12 protein-coding genes and 3 tRNA genes are annotated in these 18,918 nt (G+C 41.8%); 13 read left to right on the forward strand and 2 right to left on the reverse strand.

Going from position 1 to position 18,918, the window contains the following annotated elements; all coding sequences use genetic code 11:
• Positions 1 to 54 precede the first annotated feature (54 nt).
• From J1N51_RS12505 to J1N51_RS12540, 8 genes are all read left to right on the forward strand, one after another.
• Positions 55 to 1,209, forward strand: coding sequence for an EAL domain-containing response regulator (locus tag J1N51_RS12505; RefSeq protein WP_208831591.1), 1,155 nt, complete (start codon positions 55 to 57; stop codon positions 1,207 to 1,209).
• Positions 1,210 to 1,369: 160 nt separating this feature from the next.
• Positions 1,370 to 1,445 (forward strand) — tRNA-Phe (locus J1N51_RS12510).
• A gap of 48 nt (positions 1,446 to 1,493) precedes the next feature.
• Positions 1,494 to 1,569 (forward strand) — tRNA-Thr (locus tag J1N51_RS12515).
• 42 nt (positions 1,570 to 1,611) lie between these two features.
• Positions 1,612 to 1,687, forward strand: a tRNA-Phe gene (locus tag J1N51_RS12520).
• A gap of 591 nt (positions 1,688 to 2,278) precedes the next feature.
• Positions 2,279 to 2,875, forward strand: coding sequence for a LemA family protein (locus J1N51_RS12525; protein WP_208831592.1), 597 nt, complete (start codon positions 2,279 to 2,281; stop codon positions 2,873 to 2,875).
• Between the two features lie 59 nt (positions 2,876 to 2,934).
• Entirely contained in the window at positions 2,935 to 4,791 is a 1,857-nt protein-coding gene (locus J1N51_RS12530; protein WP_208831593.1) for a M48 family metallopeptidase, read from the forward strand.
• A 21-nt stretch (positions 4,792 to 4,812) separates the two neighbouring features.
• On the forward strand, positions 4,813 to 5,838 hold the full coding sequence (locus J1N51_RS12535) for an oxidoreductase (RefSeq protein WP_208831594.1): 1,026 nt from the start codon (positions 4,813 to 4,815) through the stop codon (positions 5,836 to 5,838).
• A 195-nt stretch (positions 5,839 to 6,033) separates the two neighbouring features.
• A complete protein-coding gene (locus J1N51_RS12540) occupies positions 6,034 to 7,548 on the forward strand; it encodes a hypothetical protein (protein WP_208831595.1) in 1,515 nt (504 codons plus the stop codon).
• 96 nt (positions 7,549 to 7,644) lie between these two features.
• Here the strand turns inward: J1N51_RS12540 and J1N51_RS12545 are convergent, their stop codons facing one another.
• A complete protein-coding gene (locus tag J1N51_RS12545; protein ID WP_208831596.1) occupies positions 7,645 to 9,912 on the reverse strand; it encodes a CHRD domain-containing protein in 2,268 nt (755 codons plus the stop codon).
• A 219-nt stretch (positions 9,913 to 10,131) separates the two neighbouring features.
• Here J1N51_RS12545 and J1N51_RS12550 point away from each other — a divergent pair, with 219 nt between their 5' ends.
• Complete coding sequence (locus tag J1N51_RS12550; protein ID WP_208831597.1) at positions 10,132 to 11,478, forward strand: Na+/H+ antiporter family protein; 1,347 nt, start codon at positions 10,132 to 10,134, stop codon at positions 11,476 to 11,478.
• Between the two features lie 12 nt (positions 11,479 to 11,490).
• Here the strand turns inward: J1N51_RS12550 and J1N51_RS12555 are convergent, their stop codons facing one another.
• The gene (locus J1N51_RS12555; protein WP_208831598.1) at positions 11,491 to 12,411 is read right to left on the reverse strand and encodes a serine/threonine protein kinase; all 921 of its coding nucleotides are present in this window, start codon (positions 12,409 to 12,411) and stop codon (positions 11,491 to 11,493) included.
• Positions 12,412 to 12,720: 309 nt separating this feature from the next.
• Here J1N51_RS12555 and J1N51_RS12560 point away from each other — a divergent pair, with 309 nt between their 5' ends.
• The 4 genes from J1N51_RS12560 to J1N51_RS12575 all read left to right on the forward strand — a co-directional run bounded on the left by J1N51_RS12560 (position 12,721) and on the right by J1N51_RS12575 (position 18,911).
• Positions 12,721 to 13,815 carry a hypothetical protein gene (locus J1N51_RS12560; protein ID WP_208831599.1) on the forward strand — a complete coding sequence of 365 codons (1,095 nt, stop codon included), beginning with the start codon at positions 12,721 to 12,723 and terminating at the stop codon, positions 13,813 to 13,815.
• Positions 13,815 to 14,345 (forward strand): polysaccharide biosynthesis/export family protein, encoded by a 531-nt coding sequence (locus J1N51_RS12565; RefSeq protein ID WP_208831600.1) that lies wholly within the window; start codon positions 13,815 to 13,817, stop codon positions 14,343 to 14,345. The genes J1N51_RS12560 and J1N51_RS12565 overlap by 1 nt, the downstream gene beginning before the upstream one ends.
• A gap of 2 nt (positions 14,346 to 14,347) precedes the next feature.
• Positions 14,348 to 16,492, forward strand: a complete 2,145-nt coding sequence (locus J1N51_RS12570; protein ID WP_208831601.1) for a GumC family protein — start codon at positions 14,348 to 14,350, stop codon at positions 16,490 to 16,492.
• 97 nt (positions 16,493 to 16,589) lie between these two features.
• Positions 16,590 to 18,911 (forward strand): ABC transporter substrate-binding protein, encoded by a 2,322-nt coding sequence (locus tag J1N51_RS12575; protein ID WP_208831602.1) that lies wholly within the window; start codon positions 16,590 to 16,592, stop codon positions 18,909 to 18,911.
• Positions 18,912 to 18,918 lie beyond the last annotated feature (7 nt).

Consider the following 18,918-nt stretch of genomic DNA (forward strand, 5'->3'; position numbering starts at 1 on the left):
TTGTAGACAATACCTGTTTCAACTCAGTTTAATCAAGGTTTTTGTGTTGGGAATATGGAATATATCAATTTATTAAACAAGATCACTGCAGTCGATGACGATCCGTTTTTCCTGCACTTTATAGAAGATAAGTTCCAAGAAATAGGTATAAGCAACATCAACTTATACAGCGACCCAAATGCTGGATTAGAAAGCCTAATTGTAAAGTCTGACTTCAATGATATTGTCTTAGTTGACCTACAAATGCCTGAAATCGACGGCATCGCTTTTTTAAAACTATTAGGCGACGCTGGCTACAAGGGGCAAGTTATTGTTATAAGTGGCTTCGAATCAAAAGTATTGTCTATGGCTGAGTCCATCGCCAAACAACGCAATTTGGCCATTTTAGGACAGTTAACCAAACCTTTTTCAGCCCAACAGCTCAATGGTTTAGTGGATAGAGCATTGTCTCGAATTTTATCTGCCGAAAATGCTGAGCTAGCAGCGACAATTGGTAATTACGATCCTGATATTTTTGAAATCAACGAAGAAACCCTATTTCCGGTAATTCAGCCGCAAATTGAGCTGGGCTCAGAAAATATTGTTGGCTATGAAATCTTATCTCGTCTCAAAGCGCAGGATGGTTCGATTATTTATCCAAGCCAGTTTATTTCTGACTTTGAAGAAAATGGGCGGATCTCTGAATTTAACAAAGTCCTGTTTCGCTCCTCATTCGCCAGAATGGCAAAATACGACAACGTTAAGTTTTCAATGAATTTATCGATGCGCGACTTAAACTCTCATCGAATAGTTGATGACATTGATTCATTGCTCAATGAGTTTGGTGTTCAGCCGAGTCGATTGACGATAGAAATTACCGAAACGTGCTTAGTCGAAAATTTATTAACAGCTCAAGAAATCGCGACGAGATTGCGTTTATTGGGGTGCTCATTGGCTATCGATGATTATGGTACTGGTTATTCCACAATGAAGCAGCTTACGGAATTTCCATTTCAGGAATTAAAAATCGATAGGCAATACATCAGTTCTTGTCACACTCACGAAGAAAACCAAATTATTATTCGTTCTACCGTTGAAATGGCAAAAGCATTAGGTATGCGAGTTGTCGCTGAGGGTGTAGAAACAAAACAAGAACTGGCATTCGTCAAAGAAGCCGGCATCGAAATTGTCCAAGGTTATTACTATTCCAAACCTTATGTTTGGGCTTAACCTGGCGATCTTCTAATCAAAGTGGCGATATTTTGCATTGTATGTATAAATATCGCTCAGTCGAACAAAGTATTTAAAAAACTAGTTGACTTAAATACCCAAAATCCGTTTAATACACGCCGCACGAAGCAGTAATGCTTAGCGCAAGATTGCACTTAGTGCCTCGATAGCTCAGTCGGTAGAGCAGGGGATTGAAAATCCCCGTGTCGGTGGTTCGATTCCGCCTCGAGGCACCATTCATCTGAATGGTGTAATTTGAAGAAAATCCCGTAAGGGTTGGTGTCGCCGACTTAGCTCAGTTGGTAGAGCAACTGACTTGTAATCAGTAGGTCGCCAGTTCGATTCCGGCAGTCGGCACCATTTCTTCTTTTCGTACATCTCGTACAAGCACATATCTAATGTGCCTCGATAGCTCAGTCGGTAGAGCAGGGGATTGAAAATCCCCGTGTCGGTGGTTCGATTCCGCCTCGAGGCACCATTTCGTTTCACTCAATAGTACCTCTTGACGCATCGAACTTAGATTATAAAAACCATCCATGGTTTTTACCCTTCGGGCTAGCTAAAGCTATTCAAAATTGTTCCAGACAATTTTGTCCGCCTCGAGGCACCATTTCGTTTCACTCAATAGTACCTCTTGACGCATCGAACTTAGATTATAAAAACCATCCATGGTTTTTACCCTTCGGGCTAGCTAAAGCTATTCAAAATTGTTCCAGACAATTTTGTCCGCCTCGAGGCACCATTTCGTTTCACTCAATAGTACCTCTTGACGCATCGAACTTAGATTATAAAAACCATTCATGGTTTTTACCCTTCGGGCTAGCTAAAGCTATTCAAAATTGTTCCAGACAATTTTGTCCGCCTCGAGGCACCAAATAATTCAATCTGTTTATCCATTTATTAAATTGCCGAAAATCTGCCAAAGTGATAGTTTGTTGTGCAAACAAAAACTATAAAAATGAGCAGGAAGCTGAGTCAGTTACATCAGTGTCATTAGTACCGAGAATTGGACTGGCCCCAATTGGGGAAAGGTTTTTTGCCGTCTACCTACCTAGAAAGGACTTTACTCATGGATATTTCAAACATTATTGCACTTGGTTTGTTGGTTGTTGTCGTTTTGTACCTGATTTCTGTTTTTAACAAGTTAGTGGCGTTAAAAAATCAGTTTAAGAATGGCTTTGCTCAAATAGAGGTGCAACTCAAACGCCGTCACGACCTCATCCCTAATCTTGTCGAAACCGCCAAAGGTTACATGGCCCACGAAAAAGAAACTCTAGAAAATGTCATTGCTGCTCGTAATAGTGCGGCATCAGGGCTAAGTAAAGCAGCGTCCGAAGCAACGAATGCGTCAGCGATGAAGGAGCTAGGTGGTGCTGAGTCAGCATTAAGTGGTGCGTTAGGTCGTTTAAATGTGGTGATGGAAGATTACCCAGATTTAAAAGCAAATCAAAACATGATGCAGTTAACTGAAGAGCTAAGCTCGACAGAAAACCGCGTTGGATTTGCTCGTCAGGCATACAATGATCAAGTTTTGGCTTACAACACTTACAAGCAGAGTTTTCCTCAAAACATCTTGGCTGGTATTTTTGGCCATGCTGCTGATGCGTCATTATTAGAATTTGAAGATAGCGCGGCAATTCAAGCGGCACCTAAAGTTTCGTTTTAATCATGAACTTTTTTGAGTCCCAGGCTGAGCGGAGAGCCCAGACGTACAGACTGGTGGTAATGTTTTTGGTGGCAGTCGTTGCGCTTGTCGTGATGACCAACCTTTTGATCATGGGCGTGTTTGGGTTTTTAACATTAGGTGACGAGCCTCTCACACTTGCTCACATAAAATCCCAATTTGATTGGCAGGTATTTGGTTTTGTTGGTGTGCTGGTCGCTACCGTGGTTTTGATTGGTAGTGTATACAAGGTCAACGAGTTGGGCACTGGTGGCAAGGTGGTCGCACAATCGCTTGGTGGCACTCTTATCACCCATTCGACAAAGGTTCACGAATATCGAGTACTGCTCAATGTTGTTGAGGAAATGGCTATTGCATCTGGTACACCTGTCCCGCCTGTTTATGTATTGAAAGATGAAAATGGCATCAACGCTTTTGCCGCTGGGTTTACAGTAGATGATGCCGTAATTGGTATCACTCAGGGGGCGATAGAATGTTTTAATCGTGAAGAGTTACAAGGGGTAATTGCACACGAGTTCAGTCATATTGTCCATGGCGATATGAGACTTAATATCCGCTTGATGGGAGTATTGCACGGTATTTTGTTGATAGGCTTGATTGGCTATCATTTGCTGGATGCAACACGCGGTAGTTCGCGCTCTAAAGACGGTAACCAATTAGCATTATTAGGCTTAGGACTAATGGCTATCGGTTATAGCGGTACGTTTTTTGGCAATATGATCAAAGCATCGGTAAGCCGAAAACGTGAGTATTTGGCTGATGCGTCTGCCGTGCAGTACACGAGAAATAACACGGGTATCGCCAACGCACTTAAAAAGATAGGCGGATATACAGATGGTTCCTATATGAGTGCGAGTGAAGCGCCTTCAGCGAGCCATATGTTTTTTGCTAATGGCATCCAGTCAAAACTACAGTCAGTGTTTGCGACTCATCCACCGCTAGATAAACGCATAAAGGTGCTACAACCGGGTTGGTTGGGCAAGTTTCCTAAGGTCAAACGGGGTCAGGGCCTGAAGTCCGAAATTGCTGGTGTAGCTGGCTTTTCGGAGTCGACTGTCACAGCATCAGAAGGGGCGGCAGTGACATCTCCAATTGATGATTTAGCGTCAACAGTGGGACAACTTACCGGGACACATATTGAGCGAGCTCAAGCATGTGTTTCATCGATACCAAGCTCAATAAAGCAACATATTTACACATTAGATGGGGCCAGAGCCTTTATTTACGGATTGTTAATTGATCCTGTTGTTACCAATGACACATATTTTAAACAGTGGAGCTATTTAGAAAAAAATATCTCACAAGACTCTTTTGAATGTTTGGAGTTGATGTATGACGATATTCGACAGCTATCACCTGCGTTGCGTTTACCTCTCATTGAAATAGCGCTCCCTCAGCTCAGAAGTATGCTCAAAATTGATTACCTAAGGTTGATGGATAACCTTGAGTGGTTGATTGATGCAGACGGCAAACGAGACTTGTTTGAATGGTCTGTTGAGCGAATTGTCGGACACTATCTAAAGGTACAGTTTTACGGAGCAGATTACGAGGTCATCAAATACCATTCAATGAACGCGGTAAAAGAACAACTAGAAATCATTTTATCCGTTTTATTTCAGCATTTTGTCGAGCCAAATCAACAATTGTTAGTACTTAACCGCACCAAGTCGGTAATTGGTGTTGATGATATAGAGATTTTAAACACTGATTTGCTTAGCCATGGAGCATTTTGTGAAGCGGTGGACAAGCTTTATGTATTATCGCCAAAGCTAAAAGAAAAGGTATTAAAGGCCATCGTGTTCATGGTTACTCAAGACAAAGTGTTAAGTATTGAAGAGCAAGAAACGCTGCGCGCGTTAGCAGACAGTTTAGGCTGTCCAATGCCGATCATTTATTAGTAGATTATTCGAGGTTTTGGTTTGATAAAAGTTGGATTAGTTGGGTTTGGTTTTGCGGCACAAACCTTTCACTTACCTTTTCTAAAAGTAAGTAACGATTTTGATGTGGTTGCTGTGAGTAGTCGCAATCCAGAATTAGTGAATGCAGAGTTGCCTAATGCTCGAGTGTATGGTGATTACAAATTATTATTGGCAGATCCACAAGTTGAGCTCGTTATCATCACTGCACCTAACCATTTGCACTTTTCCATTGCAAAGGCCGCTTTAGAGTGCAACAAACACGTCGTTATCGAAAAGCCAATGACAACTCAAGTTGAGGATGCTCAAGCCCTTATTGAACTTGCCGATCAACAAAAAAGAAAGTTAACGGTATTTCACAATCGCCGTTGGGATGGGGATTTTTTAACTATTAAAAAGTTGATAGCAAGCAATGAGTTGGGTGAAGTTAAATTGTTTGAGTCTCACTTCGATCGATTTAGACCTAATGTGCGCCAACGATGGCGAGAACAGCCAGGAGATGGTGCAGGGATTTGGTTTGATCTTGGCCCACATCTCGTTGATCAGGCATTACAGTTATTTGGACTACCAGAGTCAGTAACGGCTAAATGTCTGGTGGTTCGTGAAAATTCGGAAGTGTGTGATTACTTTCACGTACAGCTTCATTATCAAGATAAACAAGTTATTTTAAATTCATCGCCTTATTGCCCACATCCAAATCGACGCTTTGAAGTTCAAGGTACAAAAGGTGCAATCACAGTAACTGGCCTTGACCCTCAAGAGCAGCAACTAAAAGACGCGCTCTTACCAACCGATTCAACCTTCGGACTAAATCAGCGAGCACAGCGAGCTAATTTGTTCACTGAACATGAAAGTAAAGAGATTGAAATCGAGCGCGGTCAATATTTTAACTTCTACCTCAAGTTGGCTACCGCTATCTTCTCCGACGCCCCTTTACCTGTCGACCCCAGTGAAATTGTCGATGTCATCAGACTTATTCAATTGGCCGAGAAAAGCAGTAACGAAAGCCGAACTTTAAATTGGTATTAATTGATTTGTAACTAAATTTTGTCAGTTGTTATCAATTGTTACTTGCTATTGCTTTACCTAAATAGTTTGCAAAACTATGTTCAAACAAAAGTATGTTCACGCAAAACTTAATTATTTTATTTACTGTCTGTTTGTTACTCACTCTTTAATTCAACAAAGGAGTGTTGATGACCCACAGTGCTAAAGGAGTGCAATATGCATCATTCTATAAAATCGGTAGCAATACTTGTTTTGGGCAGTTTACTTTTAACAGGTTGTAGCAAAAGTGATCCACAAATAGGTACTCAGTTTGAAGAAAAACAAGATGATAACCAGCAGTCAGGCGGCAACAATGGAGGTGGAGGTAACACCGCATCCTACTCTGTTGCCGGTAAGGTCATAGATGGTTATGTATCGGGTGCGACGATATGGCTAGATATCAATGGTAATGGCGTTCATGACCAAGATAGTGAGCCGTCGGCTGTTTCTGGCTCAGCGGGTGATTATTCACTCGAATTAACAGAAGAATATTATGCCTGTATCCCATACTCGACGTTATATGTTGACGTTCCAGTTGGTGCAATGGATGAAGACTTAGGAGAAGTGACTGAAGCCTATCAGATGTCTTTTCCGCCAAAGCTAGAAGCGTTAACAGATGATGACATCTTTAATGTATCACCGTTAACCAGTGTTATTTGGGAATTGATTGAGCAGCGCTTAGACACCAAACCTGAATATCAAGATGAAGTATTAAGCTGCGCCACGTTGAGAGACAATCAGCAACTGCGTAATGAAATAAAAAATGAAATAACCGATGTATTGAATCAGGTGGTTTCATTTTATAACCTGTCTACCGAGCAGATTTATCAGGACTTTGTCGCAGAAGGTGACACAGTCGCTTACCAAACTGCACAATCGATCGTAACCGGCTTAAAAGCGTCTTATAAATATAAAATTGAGCTGCACGACGAGTTTCCTGGTGCAGAAATTAGAGTTACGGTTTATCAAGATGTTGAAAAAGACCAGGAGTTTGGATTTGAAAAGGCTTGGTACAGAGATGAAGTGGTCTTTTTTGAAAACGCATACTTTAGCAACGTAGTTAAACTGAGTGAAGAGTCTAATTTACAAGAAATGGACTTATTAATATCGTCCATTACTCGTATTGATGCTCCATGGCCAAATGGCGCAACAGGCGACATTTTAAAAGTGCGTAACGACATTTACATGAACAGTGATGGCAGTTACCGTTGCGCTGCTATTGAAGGTGTGGAATTTGTAGCGGGTAATATCACTTATGGTTTGCAAAATACCTATGCAATACCTGGTGGTGAAGACTTGGAAAGTTGCCAATTCGACGACTTAGGTGTGCCTTATGAAATTGGGTATAGCTATTACAACAATATTTCGTCGTCTCAATACGAATCTGCAAACTTGTACTTCAGAGAGGGTAATGCAGAGTTTGATTTACTACCTGAGTGGGCGGCTTTGTTGGATAATCTCGATACCCTAAACAAAGCGGCGCTAATCGAGCATTTACAAGGTTACAACTTTGCATTTGAAGATGAGGTCGTGGCAGACACCGATTATTGGCACAAGCGCCAGGTCAATAGTAATGTCACTATTGATAAATACAGCGATGGCACTTGGATGAGAACCACAATTAACGATGATGGAACTCGCACTGAAGAGTGCAGCTCGGACGGTGAAACTTGGGAAGCTTGTAACTCTTAAGGCTACAATTTGCTCGCGACATATTAAGCGAGTTAAAAAATAAAGCCCGTTAATAAACGGGCTTTTTGGTTGGAAAAAGAGAGATAATCGAGTTGGTTATTCGATTTGGCCTCTAATTTCACCTGTTGGGAAGGCTGGAGTATGGACGTTAACATAATGTCCACCACCTGCTAGTACCGAAAATATATCGGCATTGATCATTAAGTCATCCGCACCTTTCCAAATTGTAACGTCTGTTTCGGATTGAATTAATCCCGCGAGTACAGGGCCGTTAGTTCCTCGATCACCAGTGTGAATGTGTGCAGCCGTTGCATCGTCGACACCCATTGTTCTCACCGTGATCTCAACAGAGTAGTCGTTAGTGTTGACCAACGCATATCCATCACCCATTGCATCTGTGGTGACGGCTGGTACTTCCTGACTGCCATCAAGACCAAATGTAACAAGGACGAAGTTATCGGTTAGGATCTGACCGCGAATTTCACCCGATTCTACCGCTGGTGTATGAACATTTACATAGTGACCACCCGATGCAAGTACCGCAAAGGTTTCAGCGTCGATCATTAAGTCACTAGGGCTTTGCCATACTGCTACATCTTCACTGTTTTGAACTAGCGCCGCTAGAACATCGCCGTTTTCACCAATGCGCCCAGTATGGATATGAGCCGCGGTAGCATCGTCAACACCTGAAGTGACCACCGCCATTTCAACCGCATAGGTTTCGGTATTTACTACTGCATAGCCGTATCCCATGGCCTCGGTCATTACAGCTGGTACTTCCTGCTCACCATCTAAGCCAAAGGTTACGAGTGCATTGCCTAATGTGAGAATTTGACCGCGTAATTCGCCGCCTTCGTTAGCGGGAGTATGAACGTTAATGTAGTGACCACCAGACGCCAATACCGCAAAGGTTTCTGCATCTATCATCAGATCACTCGCAGTCATCCACATATTTTCGTCTGATTCTGATTGCTCTAACGCTGCCAGTACACCGCCATTAAAACCAATGCGTCCAGTATGAATATGTGCAGCAGTTGCATCAGGGACACCTTCAGTAAGCACTTTAATGTCTACTGCGTAGTTGTCGGTATTGACCAAAGCCCACGCTTGACCTGAAGCATCGGTAGTAACCGCAGGTACTTCCTGCTCGCCTGAAAGCTTGAATGAGGTGAATACAAAATTGTCGGTTAAAATCTGCCCGCGTAGCTCACCTGAAGGTTGGTCTGGGGTATGTACATTTACATAATGTCCGCCGTTTGCCAGAACCTCGAAGATCTCAGCGTTGATTACAGTGTTTGCTGGGCTAGACCAAACATTGTCGTCGGTCATTGACTGCTCTAATGCAACCAAAACGGGCCCGTTTGTACCAATTTCGCCTGTGTGAATGTGAGCCGCCGATGCATCTTCTACACCTGACGTGACAACTTGTAACTCTAAGTTGAAGTTGTCTGTATTAACCAATGCATAACCATCACCCATTGCTGATGTATCGACCATTGGAACTTCTTGGTGACCAGCGAGTTTAAACGTCGCCATAGCGAAGTTGTCGGTTAGGATTTGACCTCTGATTTCGCCACTCGCAACCGATGCAGTGTGAACATTGACGTAATGCCCTCCAGATAAGAGTGTTGCGAGAGTATCAGCATCTATCGTTGTTTCTGCTGGGGTTTCCCAAGTTGTCATATCGGCGGTGTCGAGCACAAGTCCAACGAATACATCGCCGTTAGTACCGAATCTCCCTGCGTGAATGTGCGCCGCCTCCACATCGTCAAGCCCTTCAGGGACGACTCTTACAACGAGTTCGCTCGATGCGCTGTTATATGTTGCGTAACCATAACCCATCCCGTCAGTGTCGACCATGGGGACTTCTTGGTTTCCGTTTAGTTTAAACGTAATGATGCTGGTATCGTCGTCGACGACTTGCCCTCTAATTTCGCCAGAGATGAAGTCTTCGGTATGTATATCAACGTACCACTGGCCGGCCTTCATACTATCAATTTGTGATTGCGTTACGGATTTCGGGGCGATTTCATAAGTACCGCTACTGGCATTCGCAAATGCAAAAGCCAGTGGGCCATTTTTACCAATTCCACCTTGGTGTAGGTGAGCACCTACAAACCCATCTACTTCAGACACATCAACCGATGCTCGGACTTGAAGGGTGGATTCGTCAATTTCGATGGTTGCTACAGCGGATTGGTCAGATTCAGTCATGGGTACATGTTGCATACCATTTAGTTCGACAGAAAAACTGGCAGTGGCAGAGAATGGGGGTTGTTCTTGTACGACTTCCTCGATGTCATCTTCGCCTCCACAGGCCGTTAATGCAACGGCACACACAACTAGTGCTATCTTTTTAAACATAATGTGTTCCTTACGTTTGATGGCAGATATACAGCTTAATTATCGGCAAACACGTATCTTAAAATGTAATCGACAAACCTTTCCAAGTTAGGAAATATTTCTAGTTTGTCGGGTTTTGTTAAACCAAGGTTTTAAAGCGTAGTTTAAAAAAACTGGTTTAACCTAGGAGAAGTACGAGATAATCCGAAAATAAGTTTTAAATAAAATGAATGGATTTTTATGAACGCGGTAGTTTTTGCAGTTTTTTTGATGGTCGCACTTAGCCTAATAAGGGTAAATATCGTTATAGCTCTTATAATTAGCTCCGTGGCTGGTGGATTGGTCGGAGGACTTGGGTTGACCGAAACGGTTCAAGTTTTCACGGGCGGATTAGGGGGAGGTGCGGCGATTGCACTTAATTATGCGATGTTAGGCGCGTTTGCCGTTACTATTTCAAAGTCTGGAATAACGGATGTATTAGCTAATAAAGTGATAAGTAAAATTAACTCGAGCCGTGCAACTGATAATTCTAGTCAACTCGGTAGTCGAAGTGAGTTGTGGCTAAAAAGCGTATTACTCAGCTGTATTTTGTTTGCCGCAATCGCTTCACAAAACTTAGTGCCGGTTCATATCGCCTTTATCCCAATTCTAATCCCGCCTTTGTTACACGTAATGGCATCTTTGCAATTGGACCGACGCGCCGTGGCTTGTTTAATTACGTTTGGATTGACGGCGACTTATATGTTGTTACCTGTGGGTTTTGGTAAGATTTTTTTAAATACTATTTTACACCAAAATTTAATTGATAATGGCTTAAATGTTCAGGTCGGCGAATTACCTCTTGTTATGGCAATACCTGTGTTTGGCATGTTTTTGGGCTTGTTGTTTGCTTTATTTTTCTCGTACCGTAAACCACGCCAATATTCGATTGAAAAAATTCTCCAAGCTGAGCCCGAATCCATCACCATTAATAATAAGCATCTAGTAACTGCACTGATTGCGGTCGTTGTAGCATTAACCAGTCAGTTGTATACAGATTCAGTCATTATCGGTTCTTTGATGGGATTGATAGTATTCGTTATCGGTGGCGTGCTTAGAGTTGATGAGAGCCAAGATGTTTTTTCTAAAGGTGTCATGATCATGGGGGTCTTTGGTTTTATTATGATTTCGGCCGCCGGTTTTGCCGAGGTTTTAAAGGCGACCAACGCGATAGACAACTTAGTCAACTCTACGGTGAGCCTAATAGGTGATAATAAGTTATTGGCGGCGACTTTGATGTTGTTGACGGGTCTATTGATCACAATGGGAATAGGCTCTTCGTTTTCGACTATACCGAATATTGCATCGATTTATATACCTTTGGCAATAGGCTTTGGCTTTTCGCCTCTTGCCACTGCAGCTATTGTCGGAACAGCCGCAGCCCTTGGTGACGCTGGCTCACCTGCATCAGACTCCACATTAGGGCCAACCTCAGGTCTAAACGTTGACGGTCAACACGATCACATTTGGGATACGGTAGTACCAACGTTCTTGCACTTTAATATTCCACTTATTGGATTTGGCGTATTGGCCGCGGCTATTTTGTAGTCGCGTCTATTTTTATTTAACAATAGATAAAATCAGTATTCCGAGGCACAGGCTGACTGTAATTAACGCAGCAGTCTGAATGCCTGTTCGGCTGCTTTTTGTCGTTAAAGCCCGGTCAAATTGTTGTTGAATGAGCGGTGCATCGGTTAGTCGTTTTTTGGCATTGGGCGTCAATAACCCTTCTAATAAAGGGTTGAGATTAGCGAACTGATTGTACTTATGGATGGGCGCTAAACTCAGCTTGCTCTGGTAATGTAAATTAACCGATTTGTTAGAGAACGGCGCCGTTTTGTTCATGAGTTCAAACAAAACTGTACCAAAGGCATACCAATCACTAGTTGGTAGTGCTTTAGATTTTATGTCTTCTGGCGGCATCGGCATGAGTTGACGCACATCGGCATTACCATCGATATCAGGAGTCAGTAGCTGAAGACCGTAGTCAACTATGACAGTTTTGCCCGATTTATTGATCATAATATTGTCTAGCGATAACGCACCGTGGATAAACCCTTGTTTGGTCGCGTGCTGAATAGCGCTAATCAACTGTTGGGCAATGTAGTATCGCTTTGCAATTGAAAGCTTTTGATATGTAATCGCGTTGTTCAGGCTATCCCCATCAAACCATTCCATAACGATAAAAAATCGTCCATCATCATAGAAAAAGTCCAGTGTTTTGGTGATATTAGGGTGCTCTAGTCGCTGCACTTTCTCCAACGCTGCTTCTAACTGTTGAAACTTGCTTTGGTGATTTGAACTTTGGGCACAGACTTCTTTTAGCGCTACGTTTTTACCGGTTTGTTGATCAAAAGCTAAATACACTAATCCATAGCGTCCTTGGCCTTGCAAACTGTCAATCAAATAAATGCCATTTAGCAGAGTACCTGGCTCTAAAGGTTTGATTGAATGTGTTGCTTGAGAAGTAATGTTATCCATTTGTTGCAAAACACTCCGGTTGGTCTTTATACTGCGTTACTGACTAAAATTGTATCAATAAACTCCCGCTTTGCGGAAGATTTGTTTCAATTTGAATGAACAAGGAAGTGAAGTGTTCAAGTTTTTTAAAGTTGGCCGATAAATAATTTGAAATAAATGCGGTTTACTGTATCAAAATGTTACAAATTTAGTTAAATTTAAGGCTTATCTGATTATCTGATCAGACAAGGACGTTTTTAAAATAATAATTAATAAAAAATATAAGTCGTGCGCTCCTTAGTAGTATTTTCTTTATTTCTGTTCAGCGGGATGAGTCTTGCTAATGATTGGCAACAACAGGATTTTTCTGTTGAGGCTTCGCTCGCTCAAAATTCCACTAAATTTTATCAATCTAGAATTAATCAAACAGCCTTGCGAAGTCGAATTCATACGGTTCAGCTGTATGATGGCTTTGGCATCAGCGGTAATTTAGCTGCAAGTTTAGAAAGGTTTGCCGGTTTAGAAGGGGAACAACAGTCTGAGTTTTCATATGATGCGGGACTCGGTAGCCGTTTGTTTTTGTCGCCTATTTCTAGCGTTGATGTTGCAGCGAGTTTCTCCGACCGCTATCAAATATTAAGTGTCGACGAAGCGAGATATCAATCTTCAGATTCACCTTTGGTTAACTCAGAGCAACGAACTGTAGTTGCCTCATGGCAGTTAGGGTCAGCAACACAACTTCGAAGCCTTAATTTAACCTTCCGCCACCGCAATGATGAAAAAACGTCAGCCGTTAGCAGTCGATTATTTAAATCAGAACAAAGTAATGACTTAGGAGCACGATTTACTAACCGTATTTCTGAAGATACAAACTTAGTTATTAACGTCGGTCACTCCAAATACGATCTAGGCTTCCAATCTGGGACTAAAAAACCTGATATTACTGATGCTTTAGTCGGATTTGCCACCGATTATTTTGGTAACTCTAGCCTAGAGGTTTTAGTTGGAATATCTAAACGAAGTGAAACTGAGAGGCAGGCCAGCTCTGATGTATTTTCATGGCAGCTGATTAATGTGTTGTCACTGTCAGAAAGTAGCAGTCTGCAGATTTCGACCAAGCGTCAACTAACCAGTTCGCCCAACCCTGTGTTCTTGGATGCGCAACTTTCAGATTTAGAAGTAGATTTTGACTGGCGCTTTTTGGAAGACTGGTCGGTAACTGCACAAATGCAAGTTGCCAACTTGGAGTTTGGTGACGGCTCAACCGCCGATATGTTGGCACTGAGAACCAATTTGGGCTGGCGACTAAATGAGTATTTAACACTCAGTTCTTACGTCAAATACGAGGACTTCGATGGTGAGCAAACACGCTTTATCCACGCTGGAACTAACGCTGGTATGAGTATTAGCTGGGAGTTTTATTAATGGGTATTAAACGCGTTACTCATGTTTTGTTGTCATTATTGTTTTTGCTAACAGCCTCAATCGCAATGGCGGCCAGTTCTGAGTACCAATTAGGTCCAGGTGACGAAATTGAAATCTTTGTGTTCCAAGAGCCTGAGCTAAACGTTAAAGCCAAAATAAGTCAGGCCGGTAACATTAATTTACCTCTTATAGGTCAAGTGAACTTAGAGGGCCTTAACAGCGACGAAGCTAAGTTAAAAGTCGAAGCACTGTATAAAGATGGTTACTTGGTTAACCCATATGTGACTTTGACGGTTCGCCAATATCGCCCGTTTTTTATTCATGGCGAAGTTAAGAACCCAGGAAGTTATAAATACCAGGCTGAGCTTACTTTAGAGCAAGCAATTGCCTTATCAGGGGGGCTGAAGGATAGAGCCTCCAAATCGAACTGGATCGTCTGGCGTGGTTATCCGCAAGTGTCGTTTAATGCGGACAAATCAACCATAGTTATGCCAGGTGACGTGATTAAAATAGAGAAGAGTTTTTTCTAGGCATGGAAGATCATAATAGACACGTCCTACACCACGATGACGCCATAGATATTGGCGAAATGGCCTCAATTATTTGGGGCCGTAAGTGGTTTATTGCGTTGTTTGTTTTACTTTCTATTGCTATCACGTACAACTACCTACAGAAAGTTCCTGATCGTTACACTGCATCGACAATGATCATGATCAAGGAATCCAAGAACAGCTCAGATACATTACAAAACTTGATGAGTGGTGGCTTAACTTCAGTGGAAAACACTGAGACTGAATTAGAGCTGTTAAAAAGCCGTCGTTTTGCCGGACAAATTGTCGATAGCTTAAACTTGATTCACAACGTTCATTATCAAATGCAGTCGGGCTATGAGCCTTATGTTCATTCCGAGCAGTTATTGGTAAAAAATCGCACCTTTGCCATTGATAAGCTTACCGCTAATATCAAAGTTACTAAAAAAGCCGGAACTAACTTAGTCAAAGTAAGCTATGAATCTCATTCAGCGGCGCACTCGGCAACGGTTGCCAATGAGATTGCTAAAACGTTTATCCATTTCAAAGAAGAGTTAATGGAAAACAAAAACCAGGACAAAGCGTTTTGGTTAGAGTCCAAGCTTTCTGGTGTTAAAGAAAACCTACTCGCTGCCGAAAAACGAATTTCTGCTCACCAAAACGAACACGGCTTTATCGATATCAATAGTGCCATCGCGGTTGAAGAGTCTAAACTCGCCAAATTAACCAAAGAAAAATATGACAAAACACGGGTTGTAGAACGTCAAGAAGCGCTAAAAGAACAAATTATTAAATACAAATATTCACCTGAAGATTTGTTTAGTATTCCAGATGTTGCTGCCTCACAAGCTCTGAATCGAAGTAAAAATAAGCTACAAGCCAGTATCGAAGCCTTTAACCAGGTTAAACTTCGTTATGGCCCAAAACACCCAGCATACCAAAAGGCTCAATTGTTATTTGATGATGCGAAAAATGAAGTCACCGCAGAGTTAGACAACCACATCAAATTGGTTGATAAAAAGATGCAGATTGAACGCTCTAATTTATTGGCTATCGATAAGAGTATGGTCGAAGCCAACCGTCGGCTACAGGACCTAGGCGTAATTGAGTTTGAGTACCAAAAGCTGCGCCGTGAATTTGAGGCCAATTTGGAGCTCTACGAAAACTTAATGAAGCGACTGAAAGAGTCAGAAATGATGCGAGATTTGGCTAACGCATCGAACATTCTAGTCGTTGAAAAGGCTGAGATTCCTTCGTCTCCAAATAGTAAAAAAGAAATCTTAATATACGGTCTAGCTATGATGGGCAGCGGTTTACTGGCTTCGCTTGTCATTTTGATTGAAGCTCTTTTGGCGAGTAAGGTGATCCAATTTAGAAAAGTAGCTAAGGGTTACAATACCAAAATCATTGGTGTAGTGCCCAAGATAAAGATCCGTAAAGGTCGCAAGCGCCCATTGTCTTCCGTCGACAGTAGTAAACACATGAATTTCCTAGAGGCGATTCGTTCTACCCGTACTAACATCCTTTTGGACGCTAAATTAAGTCGACAAAAAGTGATTGCGATTACTTCGATTAGTCCTAATGACGGTAAGTCTAGTTTATCGATTCAGATCGCCCGAAGCTTTGGTGAGTTAGAAAAAACTATCCTAGTTGATGCCGACCTTCGTTTTCCATCAATTGGCGATGCGTTAGAAATTAATAAAAACATCCCTGGCTTAACCAACTTGATTTCTCGTCAAAACAAGTTGAGTGAAACCATCAATAAAAGCAAAGAAAATAAGTTTCACGTGTTAACTGCGGGTTACCAGTCCAAAAACCCACTGCTATTCCTTTCACAGCCGAGACTTAAGAAGATCATTGAAACTCTTAAAAACAACTACAAGCGAGTGGTTGTCGAGTGTCCACCAGTGATGTCAGTAAGTGATGCCTTTGTCATATCAAAACATGTAGATAGTATCTATTTAGTGGTCGACGTTGAAAAAACCAGTAAAGGCGAATTGGCCAATGCCCTTGAAGAGATTGCTCAAGCCAATATTAAAGTCGGAGGCTTGATTCTTAATAAGGTCAAAAAGACCGAAAAATATTACGGCGGCGCTTATTCACAATATTTGCGAGCCGATTTTTCACACGCTCCTACTTCTGCATAAAAATAAAAAAAACACCAATTATTAACTTCTTAAGTGAATAAACCGAAAATGCAGGCTATGCTTATTCGGTATAAAAAGTAGCTAAGGTATAAGACTGGTGTTGAAATTTTTTCGTGCTAAATGCGTATTTATAGGGTGCATTCAAATCTTGTTTGCTCTTGTTTCGTATTCGGCCGTTGCCAACCAAGAAGTAACCTTGCAGTTGAAGTGGCGCCATCAGTTCCAGTTTGCTGGTTATTACATGGCAAAAGAGAATGGTCACTTTGAACGAGCCGGTTTTGATGTGACGATAAACGAACGGAATTCATTAACAGCTCCAGTCGAGGATGTCTTAGCCGGGAGAGCTGAATTTGGTGTTGCTGATTCGAGTATTGTTTTACAGCGCTTGCGGGGCAAGCCAGTCGTCATTGCTACAACGGTTTTTCAAACTAGCCCACTAGTATTAATGAGCTTACGAGAAAAGGGGATTTCAAGCCCTTATGACCTCAAGGGACAAAGGATCATGTTCCAGCGCAGTGTCGACGATGCGTCTATTTTGGCAATGTTACAACTATTTGATATTTCCCCAGCTGACTATAGCTTTATAAAACACAATTTTGATAATTGGGTATTAACTCAAAATGAAGCCGATGTAATGTCGGCTTACATCACAAATCAACCGCATGCTTATCGCGACAAAGGTTACGAAGTTAACATTTTAGACCCAGCCAGCTACGGCATCGATTTTTATGGTGATTTGTTATTTACTACAGAAAAAATTGCCAGAACCAGCCCAGGTACGGTAAATCGATTTGTAGAAGCCGTCAGAGCAGGTTGGCGTGATGCGTTGAATGATCCGGATCGTGCCATCGATGTAATTCTTACAAAATACAACCCGACTAAAAGTAGAAAACAGCTAGAGCAAGAAGCCAAGAGTACTGCACAAGTGATTAAAGCGGATTATGTTGAAGTTGGTACCGTATTGAAAGAGCGTTTTGACAGAATTGCCATGACATATAAAGACCTGGGTATGGCGAATGCAGACAGCACGAACGATGGCCTTTTGTTGGAAGATTACTTGGTTCCCGAGTATAAATTTTCAAATCGATTGGTTTATTTCGCTTTTGCCATGTTTTTAATCATCGTTGCGGTTTTGGTCAATCAGATATTGTTTAATCGTAAATTGAAAGTTTTGGTAGCGAAAAAGACGGAAGCAATAAAAAATGCTAACGACTACTTAATGCATACGGTAGAAGAGTTAGAAGAAAAAAACGAGCAATTAGTGATAGCCAAACAAGAGGCGGAAGTTGCGAATGAGGCAAAGTCAACGTTTCTCGCTAATATGAGTCACGAGATTAGAACACCAATGAATGGCATTATTGGCACACTTCAATTACTACAACTCGAGCCCCTTGAGCGAAAGTCATCAGAATTCGTCGATCAAGCGCTTAAATCGAGTAAAAACTTAATGACAATTCTTAATGACATTCTCGATTTTTCTAAAATAGAAGCTGGGATGTTGTCATTTGAAGAGATCAATTTTTCATTTCACGAACTTTTGTCGAGCTCGGTACAAAATTATCAGATGACGGCAAAGGCCAAAGGGGTAGATCTTGTGGTTAACGTCGACCCAGCTTCTCACGATACTTGGCGAGGAGATCCAGTTAGGGTCAAGCAAGTTCTCGAAAACTTACTGTCCAATGCGTTTAAATTCACTAAGCAGGGTTTTGTAGAGGTAAAGGTACTGCCTTCAGAGGACAAAACCGGTCAAATAGGAATGAGATTCAGTGTCATAGACACTGGAATAGGAATGAGTGACGACGCAATTGAGCGTTTGTTTGCTCGTTTTGAACAGGCGGACAAATCAACCACTCGTGAGTTTGGAGGGACTGGCCTGGGCATGTCGATTACCTATACTTTAATTAAGCTTATGGGAGGAAGAATTGACGTAACAAGTACTGAGGGAATAGGAACCACCTTTAGTGTATTTATTCCTCTAGAAAAAATAGAGGCAAAGGAACTAGAACAAACAAAAGTTATTTCTGAACAAGCCGAATCAAAATTTGATATTCCTGTATTTGATGGAAAATATATTTTGCTAGCAGAAGATAATAAAGTGAACCAAATCCTCGTTAAAGCCATACTGGATAAAACGGGTTGTTTTTACGATGTTGTAGAAAATGGTCAAGATGCAATCGACATGGTTCTAAAAAAAGCGCCAGATTTGGTATTGATGGATATTCAAATGCCAACCCTAGATGGGGTTGGGGCGTGTCGAGAGATAAAGGCGAAATATCCCAAGTTACCTATAGTTGCTCTAACAGCAAATGTAATGGAAACTGAAATAAAAAAATACCATGAGGTCGGTTTTGATGACCACATTGGCAAACCAATAGACTTGAAAAAGCTCTACGAGGTACTCATAAAGTTATTGAGCTGAGCCTAAC

It is taken from the genome of Psychrosphaera ytuae (assembly GCF_017638545.1).
Lineage (GTDB): Bacteria > Pseudomonadota > Gammaproteobacteria > Enterobacterales > Alteromonadaceae > Psychrosphaera > Psychrosphaera ytuae.

Coding starts and splice junctions, on each gene's coding strand:
- J1N51_RS12570 (WP_208831601.1), top strand. CDS start 14,348: ATGGAAGATCATAATAGACACGTCCTACACCACGATGACGCCATAGAT.
- J1N51_RS12555 (WP_208831598.1), bottom strand. CDS start 12,411: ATGGATAACATTACTTCTCAAGCAACACATTCAATCAAACCTTTAGAG.
- J1N51_RS12530 (WP_208831593.1), top strand. CDS start 2,935: ATGTTTTTGGTGGCAGTCGTTGCGCTTGTCGTGATGACCAACCTTTTG.
- J1N51_RS12565 (WP_208831600.1), top strand. CDS start 13,815: ATGGGTATTAAACGCGTTACTCATGTTTTGTTGTCATTATTGTTTTTG.
- J1N51_RS12550 (WP_208831597.1), top strand. CDS start 10,132: ATGAACGCGGTAGTTTTTGCAGTTTTTTTGATGGTCGCACTTAGCCTA.
- J1N51_RS12505 (WP_208831591.1), top strand. CDS start 55: ATGGAATATATCAATTTATTAAACAAGATCACTGCAGTCGATGACGAT.
- J1N51_RS12545 (WP_208831596.1), bottom strand. CDS start 9,912: ATGTTTAAAAAGATAGCACTAGTTGTGTGTGCCGTTGCATTAACGGCC.
- J1N51_RS12560 (WP_208831599.1), top strand. CDS start 12,721: ATGAGTCTTGCTAATGATTGGCAACAACAGGATTTTTCTGTTGAGGCT.
- J1N51_RS12525 (WP_208831592.1), top strand. CDS start 2,279: ATGGATATTTCAAACATTATTGCACTTGGTTTGTTGGTTGTTGTCGTT.
- J1N51_RS12540 (WP_208831595.1), top strand. CDS start 6,034: ATGCATCATTCTATAAAATCGGTAGCAATACTTGTTTTGGGCAGTTTA.